Origin of the sequence: Pseudomonas sp. UME65, from assembly GCF_014170225.1 — a bacterium.
Lineage (GTDB): Bacteria > Pseudomonadota > Gammaproteobacteria > Pseudomonadales > Pseudomonadaceae > Aquipseudomonas > Aquipseudomonas protegens.
Genome location: NZ_LZZQ01000013.1, coordinates 590,110 through 611,952 on the forward strand (window position 1 = coordinate 590,110; position 21,843 = coordinate 611,952).

Sequence of the window (21,843 nt, forward strand, 5' to 3'; positions counted from 1 at the left end):
CGGGGTTTTTGTCAGGGCCGGAACTGGCTCGGCGCCACGCCGCTCCAGCGGATGAAAGCATGGCGAAAGCTCGCGGTTTCGCTGAAGCCCAGGGCCTCGGCGATGCGGTAGATGGGCATCTGGTCTTCGCAGAGCATCTGCTTGGCGCGCTCGAAGCGCAGCTCGTCCAGCAGTTCCTGATAGCTGCACCCCAGGTCCCGCAGGTGGCGGCGCAGGGTCCGGGCCGAGCAGTTCATCTGTTCCGCCAGCCCTTCCAGGCCCGGTGCGGCGTCCAGCTGCGCCGCCAGCAACTGGCGGATGCGCCCCAGCCAGGCCTGGCGCCCGGTGAACTCGGTGTTCTGCTTGCGGCAGCGTTCGGCCATGGCCTGGTGGGTGATCACGTCCGCCAGGGGCAGGGGCTGGTCCAGCCAGCGCTGGTCGAAGGCGAAGGCGTTGCTGCTGGCGTTGAATTGCAGCGGGCAGTCGAAAGGTTCGCGGTAGCGTTGCTGATAGTCCGGGGCCGGGTAGTCGAAGCGCGCGCCCAGTAGCGGCAGGGCGTGGCCCAGCAGGTCGTCGCAGATGACCTTCAGCGACACCAGGCAGAACTCGGTATTGAACGCGGCCAGGGCCGGGCTTTCGCGGTAGTCGGCGGCGGTCAGCCAGATGCGCGAACCGTCGGTTTCCAGGCTCAGTTCGAAAAGTGTTCCCATCAGCGCCGGATAGCGCAGCGCCAGGCGCAAAGCGTCACCTAAGGTGGCACTGGTGAGCAGGGCATAGCCGAGCATGCCGTAGGAGGAAACGTGCATGCGCCGGCCCAGTTCCAGGCCGATGTCCCGTTGCAAGGCCACGGCGTTGGCGCACACCAGCATTTCCTGGTTGGTGGTGATGCGAGTGTCGGCGCGGCTCAGGTCGGCGGGGTTTATACCGCTGCCGGCCAACAGCGCGCCGCCGGCCTGGCCCTGGTCCTTGAAGGTGTTGAGGATCAGGGAAACCGCATTGAGGGTGGTGAGGTGCGAGTGCAGCATGCGCAGATTCCAGCCTGGGAAAGACCCTTAACCGGAGCAAGTTGCATGCCGCCCGCGATCAGGCCTGCGGTTTGCCGGCCAGCGACATGCGGCATTCCCGGCGTTGTGTGGCTAGTGACTTGGCGCATTGATTGGTGCAACCTGCCTGCCATTCACCGCCTGAGGTGGCGGTGCAGCAACCCCGATAAAGGACTATGTATGACCCTCATCCCTGCGCGTTCCCTGCTTCTGGTGTCCGGCTTGCTCCTGAGTTCGCTGTGCCTGGCCGAGGCTGAGCCAGGCAGCGAAAGCACCATCAAGGACTCTGCCAAGTCAGCCGTCTCGTCAGCCATCTCGGCAGGCAAGAACCTCTTGGGCGGCGTCAGCGAAGGTGTGCTCGATGGTCGCCAATCGGCGCAAGGCGTCGACGGTGCGTCGATCATTTCCTCCCGTGAGCAAATGAAAGGCCGCGTCGAGGTCCAGGTATTGAAGACCGAAGCCGTCGGCGACAGCTTCAACGTCACCCTGGGTTTCAAGAACAGCAGCGACAGCCAGTTGCGGCTGATCAACCTCAAGCAGACCGGCGCCCTGCTGGCGATCGACCAGGACGGTTACGCCAACAACCTGACTGTCAGCCTCGACAACCCGGACGAAGTCACCATCCCGGCCAAGGCGGCAGTGCGGCAGAAGTTCGTGTTTGAAGGGCCGATCGAGAGCTCGAGTTCGGTGCGGGTCTGGGGCCAGGATTACTCGGTCAAAAAGTAACCTGACAGCCCCCGCTGTTTGTCGTCGAGCCGGCGGCTACTGCATAGCTACCGGCTCCCGAGCTTCAGCCCAACTCGCCACACAGGTCGAGTTCCACCAGGCGCCGCACTTCGGCGGTTTCCAGCCCGGCACCGAGCAGCGCATTGAGCTTGCCGAACGCCGCTTCGCGGGTCATGCCGCCACCGGACAGCACGCCCACGCCGCGCAGGCGGCTGCCGGCTTCGTAGATGTCCAGCTCCACACCGCCTTCATGGCACTGGGTCACCGCCACCACCACGATGCCTTGCTCCTGTGCGCGCTTGAGACTGGCCAGGAACGCCGGGTTGTCGCTAGGACCGGTGCCGCTGCCGAAGCATTCCAGCACCAGGGCCTGGATGCCGCTGTCGAGCACGCCGTCCAGCAGCTCGGCGCCGATGCCGGGGAACAGCGGCAGCACGCCGACCTTGGCCAGTTGCCTGGCTTGGCGGTAATCCAGCCCGGCGGGAATCGCCTCGGCCCTGGCGCCGCCGCCATTGCGCTTCAGGGCGGCGAACGGGTGCCGGCCGAAGCTGCGGATTTTCGCGCAGCGGGTCGGTGCCAGCAGTTCGCCGTGGAAGTGCAGGTGCACCCCCGGCGCCAGGCCCTGGCCCAGGGCCAACAGGGCGCCGCTGAGGTTTTCCCAGGCGTCGCTGTCGGGCACGTCGGCCGGCAGCATCGAACCGGTGAACACCACAGGCGCGCGCAGGCCCAGCAATTGGAAGCTCATGGCGGCGGCGCTGTAAGCCAGGGTGTCGGTGCCGTGGAGGATCAGCACGCTGTCGCAGCCCTGCACCTCAACGGCTTCGACCACCGCTTCACGCAGGCGCTGCCAGTAGTCGGGGGTCATGTTGGCGCTGTCGATCAGTGGCGCCATCTCGCGAAAGCGCCAGGCCGGCACCACCAACTCGGGCTGGCTGTCGAGGTAGGCGCGCATGCGCACGTCGAAACCCGAGGCCGGGGCCAAGCCGTCGGCGCTGGCCTGCATGCCGATGGTGCCACCGGTGTAGAGCACCATGACGTGCTGGGTGCCAGGGTAGGTCGAAGGGTTCATAGGATTCTCCGAAACGGTGAGTTCCTGTGGGAGCGGGCAAGCCCGCTCGCACATTTATCGCACTGTAACCGACGGGTGCAGAGGATGCGCCCGTCGTTCACCCGTCAGCGTTGCGCTGCGGGCACGCCTTGCGGCTCGGCCTGGGCAGGGGCCGAAGGTTCGGCGGGCCAGGCCTTCAGGTCCAGGTCCAGATCGGCGAACTTGCGCGAGTCGAACACCGGCTGGGCGACGCCGGCGCGGCGCTGCTCGTCGTAGTCGCGCATCACGCGCAGGCCGACCTTGAACAGCATGGCCAGGGCCACCAGGTTGACGAAGGCCAGGCAGGTCATGGTGATGTCGGCGAAGGCGAACACGGTCGAAAGGTCCTGCATCGAACCCCATACCACCAGCGCCAGCACCAGGCCGCGGAACAGCATCAGCACGGTGCGGTTGCGGGTGAGGAACTGCAGGCTGTTCTCGCCCAGGTAGTAGTTGTAGAGGATGCAGGTGAAGACGAACAGCGACAGCGCGACGCTGACGAACAGGCGACCCCAGTCACCGACCACGGCGGCCAGCGAGTTCTGGGTCAGGACGATGCCGTCACCTTCGAAGCCCGGGGTGTAGAAGCCTGACAGCAGGATCAGCAGCGCGGTGCAGGTGCAGATCACGAAGGTGTCGAGGAACACGCTGAAGGCCTGGACCACGCCCTGGGCGCCCGGGTGCTTCACGGCGGCCACGGCGGCGACGTTGGGCGCACTGCCCAGGCCCGCTTCGTTGGCGAACACGCCACGCTTCACGCCCATGACGATGGCGCTGCCGAGCAGGCCGCCGAAGGCCGGGTCGAGGCCGAAGGCGCTCTTGATGATGGTTTCCAGCATGGCCGGCACTTGTTCGATCTGGGTGCCGATCACGTACAGGGTCACGGCGATGTAGGCCAGGGTCTTGATCGGGACCAGCAGGTCGGACACCGCAGCGATGCGCTTGATGCCGCCGATGAAGGTGATGGCCAGCAGTACCGCCAGGACGATACCGGTGTGGCTTGGGTCGAAGGCAAAGGCGTCCTGCAGCGAGTGCGTCACGGTGTAGGACTGCAGGCCGATGAAGGCGAAGCCGTAGGTGACCAGCAGCAGGATCGAGAACACCACCGCCATGCCTTTGCGCTTCAGGCCGTGCTCGATGTAGTAGGCCGGGCCGCCGCGGTACAGGCCGTCGCCGTCGGCGCGTTTGTAGACCTGGGCCAGGGTGCATTCGAAGAAGCTGCTGGACATGCCGACCAGCGCGGTCACCCACATCCAGAACACCGCGCCAGGGCCGCCCAGGGTCACGGCGATACCGACACCGGCGATGTTGCCTGCGCCGACCCGGCCGGCGAGGCTGAGCATCAGCGCCTGGAACGAGCTGAGCTGACCGCCGCTGCTTTTCAGGCTGTCGCGGAACACCGCGAACATGTGGAGGAAGTGGCGCAATTGAACGAAACGCGAGCGGATCGTGAAGTAGCTGCCGAGCCCGACAATGAGCACGATCAGCACTTTCCCTGAGAGGAAGTCGTTGATGACTTCGAGCATGGATTATTCCTCGCTGTTTTTTGTGTAGGCAAAAGCAGAGCGGACGGAAACATTCTGTTACACCGCTGATTGCACGCACGGCAAAGCGGTGGGGCGATTGTTCGTCCCGGTTCTCTATTCGCGGGTTGTTATTAGTTCGGGTTTCCCGTGGGTTTGAGCCTCGTTACCGACGGCTGACCACGTGAAGAGGGGGCGCACTATACCGGTGCGCGGGCTCGCCGTCTGCATGTAGCGCGTCGAGCCGAGGAACGGCAGGCTGTACGGGGGGCTGAATCGGTTCTTGCGATGCCCCGCAAAACCCCGCGAACAGAGGCCCGCAGCATCCCTTTGATATTGCTGCCAAGCCGTAGGAGCTGGCTTGCCAGCGAAGGGGCCCGTTTGAGCGGCGCCGGTCTTCAGGGCTTGTTCGCCGGCAAGCCGGCTCCTACGGGATTACAGCCAGAATTCCTCTCGGCGTTCTTGGAAGTCGTGCATTTCACCTTGCTCCAGCAACTGGCGAATCCACGGCCCCAGCAGATCCAGCGAGCTGTCCAGAGGGGTAGGCCGGTGCCAGCGCAGCGGCACCTGGGCGAAGCGCTGCTGGTTGGCGCTGACTTTTTCCAGGATCTGCCGGTCCTGTTTCAGGATCACCTTGAACAAGGGCTGCAGCACAGCGCGCTTGAGCCAGCCCGGCAGGCGGCCGCGGGCCGTGGCGATGCGGGCGAACAGGCGCAGTTCGCCCTCGGCGGCCGGGCTCAGCCAGGCGCTCACCAGCAGGTTGAGCCGGCCCTGACGGTCGCGGTATTCGATTTCCGCCAGCCCCGGCAGGCGAAAGCGGCCCATGCTGAGGCCGCGCTCGCCTTCGAACAGCCGCGATATCAGCCCAGATTGGGTGCCTTCTTCGCTGTACTGCGCCTCAACCCCGTCTTCGAGCTGATGCACCCAGGCACGAATCCGCTGGCGCTGGCGGTCGTGGCGAATCCAGCCGGCATGCACGAAGTGGGTGTGGAAGCCGTCGAGGAAGTTCTCCGCAGCGTCCTGCAAGCTGCAGCGCACCCGGTCGCTGATCCAGAACACATCCAGGGCCTGGGCCTGCTCGGCGGCGGCCACCGGCGGGGCATTCGGCCGCTCGCTGGCGAGGCTGGCCCACACCAGCCCCTGGGCTTCGCAGCTGTGCAGCGGTTGCAACAAGGGCTGGCTGCACCGCTGCTGCTCCTGGCCGGGCAGCTGAGTACAACGGCCCTGGGGGTCGAAGCGCCAGCCGTGGTAGGGGCACTGAATCTGCCCGTCGCGCACCCGGCCGGCGCTCAGTGGCGCAAAGCGGTGGGGGCAGCGGTCCGGCAGCACGGCGGCGGCGCCGTCGGCATCGCGAAACAGCACCAGCGGTACGCCGTGCAGGGTGCAGGCCAGGGGCTGCTTGTGCAGCTGCCGGCTCAGGGCGACGGGCCACCAGCCCGCGTGACTGTTCACAGTTTGAGCTTCCTCATCAGCGGTACGCCGATTCGTTGCAGCAGCAGGCCCATCAGTTGCCACACCAGGCGCCGCGACCAGGGCAGGTGGGCGACGTGGATCAGGCTGTATTCGATTTCGGGCTGGCCGCCGCGCAGGCGCTTGAAGGCGGCGGCGCCGGAGCTGAAATTGAGCACCTGACGGCGGTTCACCGCCTCTTGCAGGCACAGCCTGGTCAGTTGCCGGTACAGGCCGGCGCGCTGGGGCAGGGCGGTGTCGTAGCCGACGATGGGGGTGCTGATCAGCGCGCTGTTGGCGAACCAGCCCAGGGCGCCGTCAATGCGCCCTTCGGCGTTGCGCAGGGCGCGCACATCCAGCCAGCCTTCGGCCTGCCCGCGTTGCAGCCATTGGGCGCTGTAGTGGGGGTTCAGGCGGCTGTATTTGTCCAGGTAGAGCAGGTTGTACAGCTGCTCGATGCGCTGGAAGTCGGCTTCGCTCAATTCGCTGCCGGGCACCACCGTATAAGGGCTGCGGCGCAGCAGGGTGGCATCCAGGCGGGTGTTGTGGTGGCGCAGGAAGGTTGAATTTTCGCCCTCGCGGCCGTCGAACAGGTACACCTGACGGCTGGGAATTGCCAGGTAGCCCAGGGCTTGCAGGCGCTTTCGCAGTTCGAGGTTGCTGAAGTCGTTGAGCGAGCGGAAACCGAAGCCGTGGTCGGGAAATTCCCGGCGCAGCAGTTCGGTGATCGCCGGCAAATCCGCGCCATCCCAGTCGGCCGGGTAGAGATTGGTCGACAGCAGCCAGTTGTTGACCTGCACCAAACGGTCGACCTTGGCCGCGCTCAGGAGCCGGTCCACGCCCTGGGTCAGCAGCTTCAAGGGCCAGGCCAGCCAGGGCCGTTTCAGGCGCTGCAGTTCTTCCCGGGCGTAGCCGCTGTAGGCGGTTTGCGGCGAGACCACGTAGCAGTTATCCACAGGGTCGTGGCCGTGGTTGATACTCACTGGGAACTGATGATGGCCGGTGTCCAGCAGGGCCAGGGCGGTGCTGACGTTGCCGATCAGCGCGCCGCCGGCGCAGGTGCGCACGTACTGCCGGGCGTGGCTGTCGCCGGCGGTCGGGGGCTCAAGGGCCAGTTGCTCGGGCAGCAACAGTTTCATCGGCGCGGCGCTCCCAGGGGTTGGCCGTTCCATTCGATATCGGCGGTGGAGGCGGCCAGCAGCCCGCAGCGGCGGGTCAGGGCGCGGCCGATGATCTCGCTCAGGCTCAGCAACTGGGCGGTCAGTGGACCGCGATCGCCGTCCTGGACGATCACGTCCCGGGCTTGTTGGTAGTCGTGCCAGAACTCGCGGCTCAAGGCCCGTTGCGGCGCCGCCAGAAGCAGCATGGCCAGGGCGATCATCCGCGGTTCCAGGGTCGCCTCCAGTGCTGCGTCGGCTTCGCTGCCCAGCGCCGCTACCAACTGCACGCGCTGGTCGTCGAACAGGTGCACGCCGCTGGTGGCCCTGGGGTTGCACTCCAGCACGTGGAAGCGGCCCTGCTGGTCTTCGATAAAGTCAAAACCCACCTGCCCGGTGTAGCCGGTGGCCCGGCCGAACTGCTCCAGAAACGCACGGATCGGCGCCGGGGCACAGCTGTGGAAGTAGATCCCCGAGCCGCGCCCGACCCGGTAGCGCGGCTGATAGCTGCTGTGGGCGCGCAACTGGCCGTCCACCAGTACGCTGAAGCTGCAGTACTCCTGGCCGGGGACAAAGCGCTGGGCCACCCAGGGCGCATCGCTACTGGGCCGCACTTTCGCCAGTTGCGCCGGGCTCGGGCGGATCAGGGTCTGGGAGGCGAAGCGCGAATAGGCCGGCTTGAACACCAGGGCGTCGTGCTCGGCGGCCAGCGCTTGCAACGCGGCCGGGTCATGCAGCACTTGGGTCGGCGGCGCGGCCACGTCCCAGCCCTGGGTCATGGCAGCAAAATCGCCCTTGTGATGCAGGCGGTGCAGCAGCTCGAAATCACTGGTGAACACCCGGCACAAAGGCCGCAGGCGCTCCAGGCCGTGGGCCAGGTAGAACACCTCTTCGCAGGTGGGCAGCAGCAGGTCGATGGCCTGTTGGCGGATGACCTCGGCCAGGGCTTCGATCCAGGCATCCGGGTCGTGGCGCGGCTCCGGCAGGCGCACGAAGTGCTCGGCGGCGCGGCTGAAGCGACTCAGGGGTTGGGCCAGGGAGTCGGCCAAGGTCACTGTCCAGCCGGCTTGGCTAAAGGCCCGGGCCCATTCCAGACAGGCCGGGGCCCGGGCGCCGAGAATCAATACACGCATGGCAGTCCCTCGGGCAGTTGCAGCATCAGCAGGCGGCGTCTTTTCGCTTGGGGCGGCGGTGCCTGCCAGTGGCCGAAGCTCAGCTGCGGCGCCTGCAGCCCTTGTTGCGCGCAGAGCTCGGCGAGGGCTTCGCTCAAGCGCTGGCACAGCCCGTGGTAGTCGCCGCGGGTGTGCAGGTTGATCTGCCAGAGCAGCCCGCGCTGGTGAATTTGGTATTCCTCAAGCGCCGCCCCGAGCATCAGCAGCGCCCGGCGCAATACGTCGGGGTAGAGCGGTGCCAGCTGCTGGCCGTCGAGCCGGGGCAGCCAGAGGATCTCGTCGGCGCGGCCTTCCACGGCGGCGATGGCCCGCTCCGCACGGCCGCAGGGGCAGGGTGCGCTGGCCACCCGCAGAATGTCGTTGAGGCGATAACGCACGATCAACTGTGTACGCCGGGAAAAGTCGGTGATGATCGGCTGAAAGCGCGTGCGCTCAGGGTCCAGCCATTGCGGCTCGATGTGCAGGTGGCTTTCATTCAGGTGCAGGGTGCCGGCCTCGCAGGTGTAGCCGAGAAAGCCTTCGCTGGCCTGATAGATCTGCTGCGGCTTGCGCCCGAAAGCTTGCTGCACCAGTTCGGCGTCGGTGCTTTCCAGCACTTCGGCCACCGACAGGATGTGTTGTGGGCGGATCGTCAGCTGCCCGGCCAGAGCCGCCTGGGCCAGCCCCCGCAGCACCGTGGCCGGGGCCACCAGCACGTCCGGGTTCTGTTGGTTGAGGCGTTGCAGGGAGGCGGTCAGGCCCAGTGTCAGGTCATGAAAGGCGAAGTCGATGCGGCGGCTGGCCAGGGTGGTGTACAGGCGGCTATTGGCCCGCAAGAAAAAGGCGATCCGCAGCGGCGCCAGCCAGGGGCACAGCAGCCGGGGCAACAGCGCCCGGGGCAAGGTGCGCGCCAGCAGGATGCCGGCCCAGCGTTGGCGTTCCACGCTGCTGACCAGGAACACCCCCTGAGCCCCCGAGGTGCCGCTGGACAGGCCCACGGTGATGTCCCCCAGGGTCGGGCTGAAGTCTCGGGAACGCTCCGCCTGCAGAGCTACCGGCAACACCTGTTCCAGGCTCAGGGCGCGGGTGTTGAAGGCAGCGAAATCGCTCATCAGGGTGGCTTTGTCCATGAGCGGCAAGTTGTGCAGGCCGTCTTGGGTCAGCCCGTTGAAGCGCTGGCCACGGGGCAGGACTTTGGCCATGAAGTGCCGCAGGCGCCGGGCCTGCCAGGCTTCCAGCCGCTCGCGGCGGCGAAAGCGCAGGGCGTAGCGGCTGAACACGAAGGCGCCGATGCTGCGCAGGGTGCCCACAAGACGCTCACTGTTCATGGGCGAACGCCTCCCAGGCCTGGGTGCAATGGGACGGCAGCACTGCTACCGCCGGTTCGCGGCGGATCAGCTGGCCCAGGCCGCTGTAGGTACGCACGTATTGCTGACGGTCGGCGCTGGCAAACCACAGTGCCGGTGCAGCGGGCAGGCGCTCGGCGCGGCAGGCCGGCACCGACCAGCAGGCGTCGGCCACCAGGAACACCGGCCGGCCCTGGGCGTCGGGGATGAACAGGCCCAGCTGGCCTTTGCTGTGCCCCGGCAGCGGCACGCCGATCAGGCTGCCATCGCCGAACAGGTCCAGGCCTTGCTCGAAGGGCGCCATCCAGCTTGGCAGCGCACAGCTGGGGCTGGCTTCGGCCAGGCGCAGGCGGGCGCTGAAGTCGTCCGGCAGCAAGCCCGGCAGATGGCCGCCAAGGGTGGCGCGCCAACGCTGGCCGCGCAGGCTGTCGATGTGCCGGTAATCGGCTTCCAGGGCGATGAAACGCGCGTTGGCAAAATCCCGCAGCCCGGCAATATGGTCGGCGTGGAAGTGGGAAATGATCACATGGCGGATATCCCCCGGGCCGATGCCCAGCTCATGCAGCTGCGCCCCCAACTGCTCGACCACCGGCAACTGCACCGGCACTGCGCTGCGGTACAGGCGCTCGGGCAGGGCGCGGGTGGCTTGGAAGAAGTGCTCGGCGTAGCCGGTGTCGTACAAAATCCAGCCGTGCTCCGGGTGCTGGATCAGCCCGCACAGCGCCGGAAATTGCACCGGCGCCAGGCGTCCACCACGGTCGGCCATGCATTCCAGGTGCTGGCACCAGCCGGCCCGCAGGATCTTCAAGCTGACGCTGCGGCTCATGGTTTTTGTCTCTGTTGGGCCAACCACCATTGGGCGTGCTGGGCAAAGCCCTGTTCCTGGGTGATCACCGGGTGGTAGCCCAGCTCGCGCTGGATGGCGCTGATGTCCAGGGTCTGGCTGAAGGCCAGGACGCCTGCGCCGTAGCGGGTGATCAAGGGTTCGGCGCCGTTGCCCAGCCGTGCCTTGAGCTCCAGCAGGCGCGCCACGCCATGCACCAGAGGCCAGGGCAGGCGACGGGTGCGCAGCGGCAGGCGGAAGTGCTCGGCCATCTGTTGCAGCAGGTCCTTGAAGGCCAGGGGTGTGCCGTTGCTCAGGTTGTAGACGCACAGCGGGCGCGGCAGGGGCCGGGTCAGGGCCAGCCACACCGCGTGCACCAGATTGTCGACGCAGGTCAGGTCCAGCTGTGCCTGGCCGCCGCGCATCAGTGGAATCGCCCCCCGTTGCATCACCCGCAGCAGGCGCGGCATCAGGGTTGCGTCCCAGGGGCCGAACACCGCCCGGGGGCGCAGGATCACGCATTCGGGCAGCTTGGCGTCTGCCAGCAGGGTTTCGGCCTGGGCCTTGCTGCGGGCGTAGTCGTTCACCGGTGGCGGCAGCGGCTGGTCTTCGCGGATGCCCAGGCGATCACTGAAGTTGAAATACAGGCTGGGGGTGGAGATATGCACCAGCCGCGGGATGCGGTTCTTGCCGCAGGCGTGGATCACCTCGGCGGTGGAGTCGAGGTTGGCCCGGGCAAACGCTTGGGGCGAACCCCAGGGTGAAGACAAGGCGGCGCAATGCACGATGGCGTCATGCTCGCGGCTGGCATCGGCCAGCAGGCGTTTGGCCAGCGGGCTGCCGTGCTCCAGGGGCAGCCAGCGCACCGGCGCCGGGCTGTGGGCAATCACCTCGGCCGCCGCCTCGGGGTTGCGCCCGCTGAACTGCACCTCGCAGCCTTCGGCGGCCAGCTTCCAGACCAGATGCCGTCCGATAAAACCGGTACCGCCGGTGACCAGGATCTTCATCAAAACTCCAGGATCATGCCGCCGAGGGACAGGCCCGCGCCGGTGCCGATCAGCATCAGGGTTTGTCCGCGTTGAATGCGCCCGTCGCGCACCGCGATGTCCAGAGCGGTGGGCAGGGACGCCGCCACCTGATTGCCATGCCGGGCAAAGATATCGACGACTTTCTCCGGCCCCAGGCTCAGGCGTTTGGCCGCATGCTGCATGGCCTGTTGGCTGGCTTGATGGGGGATGATCCAGTCGATCTGCGCAAGGGACAGCGCGGCTTGCTGCAGCAAGTCGTCCATCAGTTCGGGCAGGTGCTTGGCCGCTAGGCGGAACACGCCTTTGCCCTGCATGGTGAAACTGGTCAGGGGCTCGAACGGCACCTGGATGCGCCGCGGATGAAAGCGCGAACCGCCGGCGGGGATCTGGCACAGCGCGGCGCCTTCGGCGTAGGTCCTGAGGCGCGAGGCGAGGATCTTCGGGCCGCCGTCGCCCGCTTCCAGCACCACCGCTGCCGCACCGTCGCCGAAGATGCCGCAGACTTCCACCTGCTGCCAGTCCAGGCCGCAGGAGGCGATGTCGGCGCACACCAGCAGCACGCGCCGGTAATGCCCGGCCTGGATCGGCCAGGACAGGGTGTCCAGGGCGGCAATAAAGCCCAGGCAACTGGCGTTGATGTCCATGGCCGCAATGCCTGACTGGCCCAGGCCCAGCTCCCGTTGCAGCAGCGCCGCATTGCAGGGCATGCCCTGATCCATGGTGCCGCTGGCGCAGACGATCAGGTCCAACTGATCCAGCGCCAGGCCCGCCGCTTGCAGGGCCTGGCGCGCGGCGCTGGCGCCGAGGCTGGCGGCGGTGTCCGCAGGATCGGCGACGTGGCGCTGCTGCACTCCGCTGATGCGCGCCACGCTGCCGGTTTCCAGGCCGAGCTGGCGGTCCAGCTCGGCACTGGTGACCACCCGCTGCGGCAGGGCGTGGCCGGTGCCGAGGATGGCCAGGGCGCGGGCCGGGCGGGGGGAGGACGCTGATGTGTGCATGCAAATTCCGTGTGTGTGGGCGTCGGGGCTGGCGTTGAGAGAGGCGGTTAGTGCGCTGGCAGTGCCGCCGGGCATTGGCTCAGGAAGGCTTGCAGCCCCTGCTGGTAGGCCTCGGTGGGCATCAGGTCAGTGTGTTTGGCGATGAAGCAGGCCACGCCTTGGCGCTCCATATCGGCGTCCGCCACGAGGTAGAAGTCGGGAATTTCCTGCACGCTTGCGATCTGCTTCCAGGCCAGGCTGCTCTGACCTCCACGGGTGTTGAGCAGGGTGAAGCCCTGGTCGTCGAAGTTCAGGCAATAGGTGCCTTCGACGGCCCGCAACCGGGTTTCGATCAGGCGCTGACTCAACCCGCGCAGCGGCGCTTGGGGCTTGATTGGGGTGGCGGCAATCCGGGCTTGCAGGTGCTTGATCCAGCGTCCGGAAAAGCGCCACCACAGGGGGATGAAGATCAAGGCGAACGCCACCATGGCGATGACCTTCTCCGGGGTGAAGGTTCGCTCGGGGAAATAGATCGACAGGCAGCCGCCGATCAGACACAGGGTGAACATCACGGGACCGATCAAGCGGCTTTGCCACCGGGCAAATGTGGTCATGGCTTGGACATGCTGCTGATCATCCTTGAGCAATTCCTGCTTCAGCGGTTCGGCAATCCAGGCTTCGGTGTGGGCGGGGGTGATGCGGTAGTGCAATTCCATGGGGGCTGAATCCGAGGTCCGTGTTCGGTGAGGGCGGCAGTCTACCGGCTTCTGGGGTGTGTTGAGCAGCGGCGTGTGCGCCAACGCCGAGCGGCTGTTCAGGCTGGAAACTGCTCCAGATGTTGCTCCACCCACTGGTACAGGCGCTCGTCCAGCTGCGGCCGCTGCTGGTTGAAGTGGTCCTGGCAGCGGTTGAAGAACGGGTCCTGGTTGATGCGCATGGCCAGATCGACAGGGCCTTCGCTCCCAGCGTGGGCGGCTCGTAGCTGCTGCTGGCGCTGATCGGCCTGCTCCAGGGTGTCCGCCAGGGCGTCCAGATGCAGGAGCCTGAACTGAGCGATGGCCTGGGGCAGATGAAAGTGCAGGGCGCTATCGAAGCCTTCCCAGCCCTCGAAGGCCAGCCATTCGTGGAGCACCATGAAGCAGCGCAGCGCAGGGGGCAGTTTTTCCAGTCGCTGGAAATCCAGCCAGAACTGACGCGGCAGTTGCTCGGCGGCTTCGATGGCCTGGGCGATCAGGTCCAGGGCCTGGCCCTTGTCCCGGTGATGCTTGCGCAGGATGCGCTGGGTCAGGGTGAAGCGCGCTTCTTCTATAGCGTGCAGGGCGCGGTTCAGGTCGTAACCGGCGTTGAGCAAGTGTTCCCGGGCTTGCTCGGCGGGCAGGCCGGATTTGTCTACCAGCACCTGCAACAGCTCGGCTTTGTAGAGCTCGGCGGCTTGCTGCGGATTATTGGCGCAGCGGGCGAGTAGGGCCTGGGCATGGCGCAGGCCGATGGGGATCAGCTTGCGTAGCTGTTGCAGGGCTTGGGTGTGCGTCGGGTCCATCGACTGCGGTGCCTCGGGGATGGCGGATGTTTGGGAGGAGCGATTATCCACCTTGGGCGATGGATTGTGCTGGTTTAAAACAAGGGCCCCATGACGTTCGCAAGACCTGTAGGAGCCGGCTTGCCGGCGAAGGCGTCGGCCGGGATGCCGGTGAAGGCAGGGCGGGCCTCTTCGCTGGCAAGCCAGCTCCTACGGGATGTACGCGGTTTGGGGTTGTAGGAGCCGGCTTGCCGGCGAAGGCGTTGGCCGGGATGTCGGCGAAGGCAGGGCGGGCCTCTTCGCTGGCAAGCCAGCTCCTACGGGGTGGTGTTTTAGGCGGGGCCGGGGCGGGCGCCGTCGAGCAGGGCGTCCACCACGGCGCGGGCCATTTCCACGGAATGCACCATGGACCAGATCAGTCCGCGTTCGATGCCGCTGGCCCGTTCGGTGATTTCATCGGACACCTCTTCGGCGCATTTGAGCAGTAAGGAGACGTGCATCAGGGCGTCTTCGGCATTCACCTGGGGTTGCACGGCGAACAGCGGGTGGCCCCGGCCATCGCGCAGGCCGAAGGGGCGATGACGGGTGCCGTGCAAGGCGGCCAGCAGGTTGGCGTTGGCGCGGTCCAGCTCCGGGTCGCGGCGCGGATGATCGGTGGGCAAGGGTGGATCGGGGACGAGCTTTTTCATGACGGTCACTCACTCAGTAGTTAACGGACTGCCGAGCTCACTTCCACATGAGGGGTGGCAGTTGTGCGAGGGTGTGGAAGACCGGGACTGAGTAACCCAGCACACCCGAAGGTGTCCCGCGCACAACCGCCATAAAGCGATGCCAACGAAAATACGTCGAGCCATGCTCATGAGCGCTCATGCTTACTCAGGTCCGAACTTCCACATCCGGGCCGCTGATTTGGCAGCGGCACCGGGAGACTGCCTGATCGTTCGAAGGGGTACAAGGCGCTCAAAGGCGTGGGGGATTCTCTCGGATTTGCCCTACAAAACAAAGAGATTCTGCTTCGTTGCGGAGCGGCATCGCCTGACAAATCGCAGCTTTTTTCCAGAAAAAAAAACGGCACACCGGTCAATCATAGGAGCAGAAAAATGATGTGATATTCAGTGAAATCAAGATTCGATAATCGGTCTATATTTGGGCTGAATATAGTGTAGGGTTTAAGCCGGCAGGATGATTGCGATCTTGCATAGTGAGCGTTAGGCATCCTGAGCGGCGAAGTCGCACAGGATCAGTTCGTAGCAGGGCGGCGAGCACGTCGCCAAATGTAGGAGGTTTCACTCATGCGAGTTGAAACGGTCAGCTTTTTAAAACGATATGCCTCCGATCTGCCGTTAGAGGAGCCAATGGTCGTTACGCAAAACGGTGTGCCTGTTTACGTTGTCGAGTCTTACGTTGAGCGTAAGCGCCGCGACGAGGCAGTGGCGTTGGTGAAATTGCTCGCAGTCAGTTCGCGCGAGTACGCCCAAGGCAAGCATTGTTCGACTGATGAGCTGAAGGCCCGCTTAAGCAAGAGGTTTGCCCACAAATAAAAAAGGTGGGGTAGATGCCAACACTGACAATCCGCTACACCGAAACCGCACAGCAAAGCATTGAAGACCAGATTGTGCATCTGGCCGACTATAGCGACCTTAAGTCTGCCTTTGAGCGGTTGGAAGCTGTGATTGACGCTCTTCAGGACAAGCTCTTGTCCGCCCCGCTAGGCTACCCAGTCAGCCCTCAAGCAAGCGACCTGGGCATCTTGCATTACCGTGAGCTCAACACCGATGGATACCGGGTGTTCTACGAAATCGTGGATGCGGATCAGGCGATCGTGATTGGGCTGGTGCTGCGGGATAAGCAAAGCGTCGAGCAGGCACTTATTCGTTACTGTCTGCTGCATACCGATTGACGATTGTGGGTGTGAGCCGTCCGCTGTGGTGTTGGGGCGTGTCACCCGCACTCGGTCCGGGAGGGGGTCTTGCCAATACGTTCAAATTGGATTCACACGTTCGCCACTCTCCATCCCGCTCGCCATTTCGAAAGATGAAGGGGGAGAAGGGGCAGCGCTGCGTCTGTCATAAACGAAAATGTGCACAGCTTCCGCGCTATCACGGCGCTCCATCAAGGGGCGGCGCTGAAAAATAGGCGGTCTTGCTTCTGGGTTTCCGGGACTTTGTGAGGAGCCAAAAAAAAGGGCCTGGAGACGTATCTCCAAGCCCTCAAAAGGTGAGAGGTGTCTAGTCCCTCAACCTGGTGAGCGGTGTTGCATGTTTCGGGGTCGCGGCGGTTAGGCTTTCAGCGGAACCAGGCGCGGGGCAATCATGTTTTCCGGACGCAGGATGTCGTCGAGCATGGCGTCGTCCAGCAGGCCTTCTTCGCGCACCAGTTCCAGTACGCCACGGCCACTTTCCAGGGCGATGCGGGCGATACGGGTGGCGTTTTCATAGCCGATGTACGGGTTCAGCGCGGTGACCAGGCCGATGGAGTGCTCCACCAGTTCGCGGCAACGGGTTTCGTTGGCGGTGATGCCGGTGATGCAGTGCTCGCGCAGCATGTCCATGGCGCGTTGCAGCAGGCGGATCGAGTCGAAGATCTTGAAGGCGATCAGCGGCTCCATCACGTTCAGTTGCAGCTGGCCGCCTTCGGCCGCGATGGTCAGGGCCAGGTCGTTGCCGATGATCTGGAACGCCACTTGGTTGACCGCTTCCGGGATGACCGGGTTGACCTTGCCGGGCATGATCGAGCTGCCGGGCTGACGCGCTGGCAGGTTGATTTCGTTGATGCCGGTGCGTGGGCCGCTGGACAGCAGGCGCAGGTCGTTGCAGATCTTCGACAGCTTGACCGCGGTGCGCTTGAGCATGCCGGAGAACAGCACGAAGGCGCCCATGTCGGAGGTGGCCTCGATCAGGTCGGCCGCCGGTACCAGCGGCTGGCCGCTGATGGTGGCCAGGCGTTGTACGGCCAGGTGCTGGTAGCGCGGGTCGGCGTTGATGCCTGTACCGATGGCGGTGCCGCCCAGGTTGACTTCGGTCAGCACTTCCGGCGCCAGGGTCTTCAGGCGAGCCAGGTCTTCACCCAGGGTGGTGGCGAAGGCGTGGAATTCCTGGCCGAGGGTCATCGGCACGGCGTCTTGCAGCTGGGTACGGCCCATTTTCAGGACGTGGCTGAATTCTTCACCCTTGGCAGCGAACGACTGGATCAGGCTGTCGAGGCTGGCCAGCAGGGCGTCGTGGCCCAGCAGCAGACCCAGGCGGATCGCGGTCGGGTAGGCGTCGTTGGTGGACTGCGCCATGTTCACGTCGTTGTTCGGGTGCAGGTACTGGTATTCGCCCTTGCTGTGGCCCATGGCCTCCAGCGCGATGTTGGCGATGACTTCGTTGGCATTCATGTTGGTCGAAGTGCCAGCGCCGCCTTGAATCATGTCCACCACGAACTCTTCGTGGAAGTCGCCGCGGATCAGGCGGGCACAAGCCTCGCTGATGGCTGCATGCTTGGCTTCGCTCAGATGACCCAGTTCGCGGTTGGCGTCAGCAGCTGCCTGCTTGACCATTGCCAGGGCCACGACCAGTTTTGGGTAGTGCGAAATCGGAACGCCGGAGAGGCGGAAGTTGTTCACCGCTCGCAGGGTCTGGATGCCGTAATACGCTTGAGCCGGTACTTCGAGTACGCCAAGCAGGTCTTTTTCTGTGCGGAAAGATGCAGCGGAGGACATGACGGAGATCATCTCGGTAGGGACCCGGTCTGTGCCGGGAACGCTGCGAATCCTAGGCCGAAGGGATTTTTTGGGCCAATGCTGTTAAACACTGGGCTATGCATATTCGGCATAATGCCGGTGTGACGCCGGGTTGCCGGCGAGCGTGTGACCTAAAATGGTGCGTGTCCGGGAGGACGTGATGAATCTGGAAAGCAAATGGCTCGAGGACTTCAGTGCCCTGGCCGCCACCCGCAGCTTTTCCCAGGCTGCCGAGCGACGTTTCGTGACCCAGCCGGCCTTCAGCCGGCGCATCCGCAGCCTGGAAGCGGCCCTGGGCCTGACCCTGGTCAACCGCTCGCGCACGCCGGTGGAGCTGACGGCAGCGGGGCAGTTGTTCCTGGTGACCGCGCGCACCGTGGTCGAACAGCTCGGCGAGGTGGTGCGCCACCTGCACCACCTGGAAGGCGGGCAGGGTGAAGTGATGCAGGTAGCGGCGGCCCACTCCCTGGCGCTGGGCTTCTTCCCGCGCTGGATCGCCCAGTTGCGCAACGAAGGGCTGAACATCGCCACACGGCTGGTGGCCACCAACGTCGGCGATGCGGTGCATGCCCTGCGTGAAGGCGGTTGCGACCTGATGCTGGCCTTCTATGACCCGGATGCCGCCCTGCAGATGGATTCGGAAATCTTCCCCTCGCTGCACCTGGGGCACACCGAGATGCTCCCGGTGTGCGCCGCCGATGCCCAGGGCAAGCCGTTGTTCGACCTGGAGGGCGAGGCCAGCGTGCCGTTGCTGGCGTACAGCGCCGGGGCTTTCCTCGGGCGTTCGGTGAATCTGCTGCTGCGCCAGCGCAACCTGCGTTTCACCACGGTTTATGAGACCGCCATGGCCGACAGTCTCAAGAGCATGGCGTTGGAAGGCCTGGGAATTGCCTGGGTGCCGCAACTGAGCGTGCGCGCCGAACTGGCCCGGGGTGAACTGGTGGTGTGCGGCGGCGCGCAATGGCATGTACCGCTGGAGATCCGCCTGTACCGCTGCGCCCTGGTGCGCAAGGCCAACGTACGCTTGCTCTGGCGCAAGCTGGAAGGCGCTGCCGCGCAAGCTGCGGCCACGTAGGAGCCGGCTTGCCGGCGAAAGCGTCGGCCGGGAGGGTGGTGATTGCAGGGCGGGCCTCTTCGCTGGCAAGCCAGCTCCTACGGGAGATAGGCGCAGGTTTTTTTGTAGGAGCCGGCTTGCCGGCGAAAGCGTCGGCCGGGAGGGCGGTGATCGCAGAGTGGGCCTGTTCGCTGGCAAGCCAGCTCCTACGGGAGATAGGCGCAGGTTTTTTTGTAGGAGCCGGCTTGCCGGCGAAGGCGTCGGCCGGGAGGGCGGTGATCGCAGAGTGGGCCTGTTCACTGGCAAGCCAGCGCCTGCGAGGGGGGGGTGGGATTGACCTTGGAGTCAATAAAACCGGGGTTTTGCGCCGGAAATACTTTGTTTTGCAGATGGTCGGCGAAAGTGCGTTTAACGCGCCTTTTTCGGTATACTGCGCGGCCTTCGGCCGGTTCGCCTGGCCATAATTCGTACAATTTAAGCCACGCATTTCGCGTGGCTTGTTGTTTTTGACGCGCCTGCGGGCGCCCAGAGAGAAGAGGCACGACGATGAGTGCACTGGTTGGCGTGATCATGGGCTCCAAGTCCGATTGGTCCACCCTTAGCCACACCGCCGATATGCTGGAAAAGCTCGGCATCCCTTACGAGGTGAAGGTGGTTTCCGCACACCGCACCCCGGACCTGCTGTTCCAGTACGCCGATGAGGCTGAGGCGCGAGGCATCGAGGTGATCATCGCCGGTGCCGGCGGCGCGGCGCACCTGCCGGGCATGTGCGCGGCCAAGACCCACCTGCCGGTGCTGGGCGTGCCGGTGCAGTCGTCGATGCTCTCGGGCGTGGATTCGCTGCTGTCCATCGTGCAGATGCCGGCCGGCATCCCCGTGGCCACCCTGGCCATCGGCAAGGCCGGCGCGATCAACGCGGCGCTGCTCTCGGCGAGCATCCTGGGCGCCAAGCACCCGCAGTTCCATGCGGTGCTGAAAAAATTCCGTGCTGAACAGACAGACAGCGTCCTGGACAATCCAGACCCGCGCGTCGCCTGAGGTTGTTGACGATGAAGATCGGTGTAATCGGTGGCGGCCAGCTGGGCCGCATGTTGGCCCTGGCGGGGACTCCGCTGGGAATGAACTTCGCTTTCCTCGACCCGGCGCCGGACGCCTGTGCCGCCGCCCTCGGTGAACACCTGCGGGCCGACTACGGCGACCAGGACCACCTGCGCCAGCTGGCCGATGAAGTGGACCTGGTGACCTTCGAATTCGAGAGCGTGCCGGCGGAAACCGTGGCCTTCCTCTCGCAGTTCGTGCCGGTCTACCCGAGCGCCGAAGCACTGCGCATCGCCCGCGATCGCTGGTTCGAGAAGAGCATGTTCAAGGACCTGGGGATTCCTACTCCGGAGTTCGCCGACATCCAGTCCCAGGCGGATCTCGACGCCGCCGTGGCGCGCATCGGCCTGCCGGCCGTGCTCAAGACCCGCACCCTGGGTTACGACGGCAAGGGCCAGAAGGTCCTGCGCAGCGCCGCCGACGTCGAAGGCACCTTCGCCGAACTGGGCAGCGTGCCTTGCCTGCTGGAAGGCTTCGTGCCCTTCACCGGTGAAGTCTCGCTGATCGCCGTGCGCGCCCGTGACGGTGAAACCCGTTTCTACCCGCTGGTGCACAACACCCACGACAGCGGCATCCTGCGCCTGTCGGTGGCCAGCAGCGATCACCCGTTGCAGGCCCTGGCCGAGGACTACTCCAGCCGCGTACTCAAGCAGTTGGATTATGTGGGCGTAATGGCTTTCGAGTTCTTCGAAGTGGACGGCGGCCTCAAGGCCAACGAGATCGCTCCGCGGGTGCACAACTCCGGGCACTGGACCACCGAAGGCGCCGAGTGCAGCCAGTTCGAAAACCACCTGCGGGCGGTGGCCGGCCTGCCCCTGGGCTCCACGGCCAAGGTCGGTGAGAGCGCCATGATCAACTTCATCGGCGAAGTGCCGCCGGTGGACAAGGTCATCGCTATCGACGACTGCCACCTGCATCACTACGGCAAGGCCTTCAAGGTCGGTCGCAAGGTCGGCCACGCCAACCTGCGCTGCGCCGATCAGGCGACCCTGCAAGCGCAGATCCTCAAGGTGCAAGCGCTGATCGCCGAGTAACAAATCCTCCGGCTGGCGGGAACCTTCGTTTCTCGCCGTTCTCTGATAGCAGGATGCCAAAGTGCTGGCTAGGCTTTGGCTTGATCCCCCCTTACAGAGGAACAGCCATGGGCATTATTGGAACCATTTTCATCGGCTTGATCGTTGGTCTGCTGGCGCGCTTCCTCAAACCGGGAGACGACAGCATGGGCTGGATCATGACCATCCTGCTGGGTATCGGCGGTTCGCTGGCGGCCACTTATGGCGGCCAGGCGCTGGGTATCTACCAGGCTGGCCAGGGCGCCGGTTTCATCGGTGCGCTGGTGGGCGCGATCGTCCTGCTGGTGATCTACGGCTTCGTCAAGAAGAGCTGAACCACGCTACAAGCCCCCTCTGCCGTCCGCGCGGAGGGGAGCCTTTTTCTTCATCTGAAACTTCAACGCATCTGACGGTCTGGGCACTAGAATGCCCGGGTTTTCCCGTCCTTCCCTTTTGACCGAGCCACCCTCACATGCGCCGTCTTCTATTGACCTTTGTTCTGCTGGGCTGCGGCCTGGCCCAGGCTGGCGAACTGCCGGAAACCGATTGGCTGGAGCTGATGCCCAAGTCGGACCAGAAGGCCCTGGAGCAGATGCCGGAAATCGACCACAACTCCCCGGAAGCCAATGGCACCTTCACCGAAAAGGGCGGCCTGAAGCAGAGCAAGGGGTTGCCGGCGGTGATGTATTCCACCAAGACCGTGCCGGCCATGAATGACAAGCAGATCCGCATCGGCGGTTATCCGGTGCCGCTGGAAGCCGATGCCAAGGGGCGCAGCACGCTGTTCTTCCTGGTGCCGTACCCGGGCGCCTGCATCCACGTGCCGCCACCGCCGCCCAACCAGCTGGTGCTGGTGCGTTTTCCCAAGGGCTTGAAGCTGGACGACATCTACACGCCGCTGTGGGTGACCGGCACCCTGAAGATCGAGAAAGTCAGCAACGACCTGGCCGATGCCGCCTACGCCCTGGATGCGGCGAAGGTGCGGGTGGTCAAGGAATCGGATCTCTGAAGCGGCGCATTTGAACGCCGCTGAACGGTAGGAGCCGGCTTGCCGGCGAACGCGGTCTTGAGGGCCTCTTCGCTGGCAAGCCAGCTCCTACGGGGCAG

The 21,843-nt window shown here is 65.0% G+C and carries 22 protein-coding genes; 8 read left to right on the forward strand and 14 right to left on the reverse strand.

The annotated features are described in order from the left end of the window. Window positions 1-11 precede the first annotated feature (11 nt). Window positions 12-1,004 carry an AraC family transcriptional regulator gene (locus A9971_RS17540; protein WP_015637519.1) on the reverse strand — a complete coding sequence of 331 codons (993 nt, stop codon included), beginning with the start codon at window positions 1,002-1,004 and terminating at the stop codon, window positions 12-14. Between the two features lie 198 nt (window positions 1,005-1,202). On the opposite strand from A9971_RS17540, the gene A9971_RS17545 reads away from it, so the two are divergent. Further along, window positions 1,203-1,748 carry a hypothetical protein gene (locus tag A9971_RS17545; protein ID WP_026020147.1) on the forward strand — a complete coding sequence of 182 codons (546 nt, stop codon included), beginning with the start codon at window positions 1,203-1,205 and terminating at the stop codon, window positions 1,746-1,748. 64 nt (window positions 1,749-1,812) lie between these two features. Here A9971_RS17545 and A9971_RS17550 read toward each other — a convergent pair whose 3' ends face one another. The 12 genes from A9971_RS17550 to A9971_RS17605 all read right to left on the reverse strand — a co-directional run bounded on the left by A9971_RS17550 (window position 1,813) and on the right by A9971_RS17605 (window position 14,497). Further along, a complete protein-coding gene (locus A9971_RS17550; protein WP_183001256.1) occupies window positions 1,813-2,817 on the reverse strand; it encodes an asparaginase in 1,005 nt (334 codons plus the stop codon). Between the two features lie 104 nt (window positions 2,818-2,921). Next, window positions 2,922-4,361, reverse strand: a complete 1,440-nt coding sequence (locus A9971_RS17555; protein WP_041120450.1) for a sodium:alanine symporter family protein — start codon at window positions 4,359-4,361, stop codon at window positions 2,922-2,924. Window positions 4,362-4,793: 432 nt separating this feature from the next. Next, the gene (locus A9971_RS17560) at window positions 4,794-5,810 is read right to left on the reverse strand and encodes an aromatic ring-hydroxylating dioxygenase subunit alpha (protein ID WP_183001255.1); all 1,017 of its coding nucleotides are present in this window, start codon (window positions 5,808-5,810) and stop codon (window positions 4,794-4,796) included. Then, window positions 5,807-6,946, reverse strand: a complete 1,140-nt coding sequence (locus A9971_RS17565; RefSeq protein WP_183001254.1) for a hypothetical protein — start codon at window positions 6,944-6,946, stop codon at window positions 5,807-5,809. The genes A9971_RS17560 and A9971_RS17565 overlap by 4 nt, the downstream gene beginning before the upstream one ends. Beyond that, complete coding sequence (locus A9971_RS17570; RefSeq protein WP_183001253.1) at window positions 6,943-8,097, reverse strand: ATP-grasp domain-containing protein; 1,155 nt, start codon at window positions 8,095-8,097, stop codon at window positions 6,943-6,945. The genes A9971_RS17565 and A9971_RS17570 overlap by 4 nt, the downstream gene beginning before the upstream one ends. Further along, the gene (locus A9971_RS17575; protein ID WP_183001252.1) at window positions 8,085-9,443 is read right to left on the reverse strand and encodes a F390 synthetase-related protein; all 1,359 of its coding nucleotides are present in this window, start codon (window positions 9,441-9,443) and stop codon (window positions 8,085-8,087) included. Before A9971_RS17575 ends, A9971_RS17570 begins: the two co-directional genes overlap by 13 nt. Beyond that, window positions 9,433-10,287: an MBL fold metallo-hydrolase gene (locus A9971_RS17580; protein WP_183001251.1), complete on the reverse strand. Its 855-nt coding sequence runs from the start codon at window positions 10,285-10,287 to the stop codon at window positions 9,433-9,435. Before A9971_RS17580 ends, A9971_RS17575 begins: the two co-directional genes overlap by 11 nt. Continuing rightward, window positions 10,284-11,291 carry an NAD(P)-dependent oxidoreductase gene (locus tag A9971_RS17585; protein ID WP_183001250.1) on the reverse strand — a complete coding sequence of 336 codons (1,008 nt, stop codon included), beginning with the start codon at window positions 11,289-11,291 and terminating at the stop codon, window positions 10,284-10,286. Before A9971_RS17585 ends, A9971_RS17580 begins: the two co-directional genes overlap by 4 nt. After that, window positions 11,291-12,310 carry a beta-ketoacyl-ACP synthase 3 gene (locus A9971_RS17590; protein ID WP_174395856.1) on the reverse strand — a complete coding sequence of 340 codons (1,020 nt, stop codon included), beginning with the start codon at window positions 12,308-12,310 and terminating at the stop codon, window positions 11,291-11,293. The genes A9971_RS17585 and A9971_RS17590 overlap by 1 nt, the downstream gene beginning before the upstream one ends. A 47-nt stretch (window positions 12,311-12,357) precedes the next feature. After that, a complete protein-coding gene (locus A9971_RS17595; protein ID WP_123431126.1) occupies window positions 12,358-13,005 on the reverse strand; it encodes a YcxB family protein in 648 nt (215 codons plus the stop codon). Window positions 13,006-13,103: 98 nt separating this feature from the next. Continuing rightward, complete coding sequence (locus A9971_RS17600; protein WP_183001249.1) at window positions 13,104-13,829, reverse strand: hypothetical protein; 726 nt, start codon at window positions 13,827-13,829, stop codon at window positions 13,104-13,106. A 311-nt stretch (window positions 13,830-14,140) separates the two neighbouring features. Next, window positions 14,141-14,497, reverse strand: a complete 357-nt coding sequence (locus tag A9971_RS17605) for a DUF6124 family protein (protein WP_123431125.1) — start codon at window positions 14,495-14,497, stop codon at window positions 14,141-14,143. A 603-nt stretch (window positions 14,498-15,100) separates the two neighbouring features. Here A9971_RS17605 and A9971_RS17610 point away from each other — a divergent pair. Both A9971_RS17610 and A9971_RS17615 read left to right on the forward strand, forming a co-directional pair. After that, entirely contained in the window at window positions 15,101-15,349 is a 249-nt protein-coding gene (locus A9971_RS17610; RefSeq protein ID WP_025131512.1) for a prevent-host-death protein, read from the forward strand. A 14-nt stretch (window positions 15,350-15,363) separates the two neighbouring features. After that, window positions 15,364-15,708, forward strand: a complete 345-nt coding sequence (locus A9971_RS17615) for a type II toxin-antitoxin system RelE/ParE family toxin (RefSeq protein WP_025131511.1) — start codon at window positions 15,364-15,366, stop codon at window positions 15,706-15,708. Window positions 15,709-16,086: 378 nt separating this feature from the next. Here A9971_RS17615 and aspA read toward each other — a convergent pair whose 3' ends face one another. Further along, a complete protein-coding gene (gene aspA / locus A9971_RS17620; RefSeq protein ID WP_047290036.1) occupies window positions 16,087-17,511 on the reverse strand; it encodes an aspartate ammonia-lyase in 1,425 nt (474 codons plus the stop codon). Window positions 17,512-17,692: 181 nt separating this feature from the next. Between aspA and A9971_RS17625 the strand changes: the two genes are divergently transcribed. The 5 genes from A9971_RS17625 to A9971_RS17645 all read left to right on the forward strand — a co-directional run bounded on the left by A9971_RS17625 (window position 17,693) and on the right by A9971_RS17645 (window position 21,745). Beyond that, window positions 17,693-18,607 carry a LysR substrate-binding domain-containing protein gene (locus tag A9971_RS17625; protein WP_011064292.1) on the forward strand — a complete coding sequence of 305 codons (915 nt, stop codon included), beginning with the start codon at window positions 17,693-17,695 and terminating at the stop codon, window positions 18,605-18,607. 525 nt (window positions 18,608-19,132) lie between these two features. Continuing rightward, window positions 19,133-19,624, forward strand: a complete 492-nt coding sequence (purE, locus tag A9971_RS17630; RefSeq protein ID WP_011064291.1) for a 5-(carboxyamino)imidazole ribonucleotide mutase — start codon at window positions 19,133-19,135, stop codon at window positions 19,622-19,624. An 11-nt stretch (window positions 19,625-19,635) separates the two neighbouring features. Beyond that, window positions 19,636-20,718, forward strand: coding sequence for a 5-(carboxyamino)imidazole ribonucleotide synthase (locus A9971_RS17635; RefSeq protein WP_011064290.1), 1,083 nt, complete (start codon window positions 19,636-19,638; stop codon window positions 20,716-20,718). Window positions 20,719-20,825: 107 nt separating this feature from the next. Further along, window positions 20,826-21,071 (forward strand): GlsB/YeaQ/YmgE family stress response membrane protein, encoded by a 246-nt coding sequence (locus A9971_RS17640; RefSeq protein WP_011064289.1) that lies wholly within the window; start codon window positions 20,826-20,828, stop codon window positions 21,069-21,071. A 137-nt stretch (window positions 21,072-21,208) separates the two neighbouring features. Then, a complete protein-coding gene (locus A9971_RS17645; protein WP_011064288.1) occupies window positions 21,209-21,745 on the forward strand; it encodes a DUF3299 domain-containing protein in 537 nt (178 codons plus the stop codon). The last annotated feature ends 98 nt before the right edge of the window (window positions 21,746-21,843 follow it).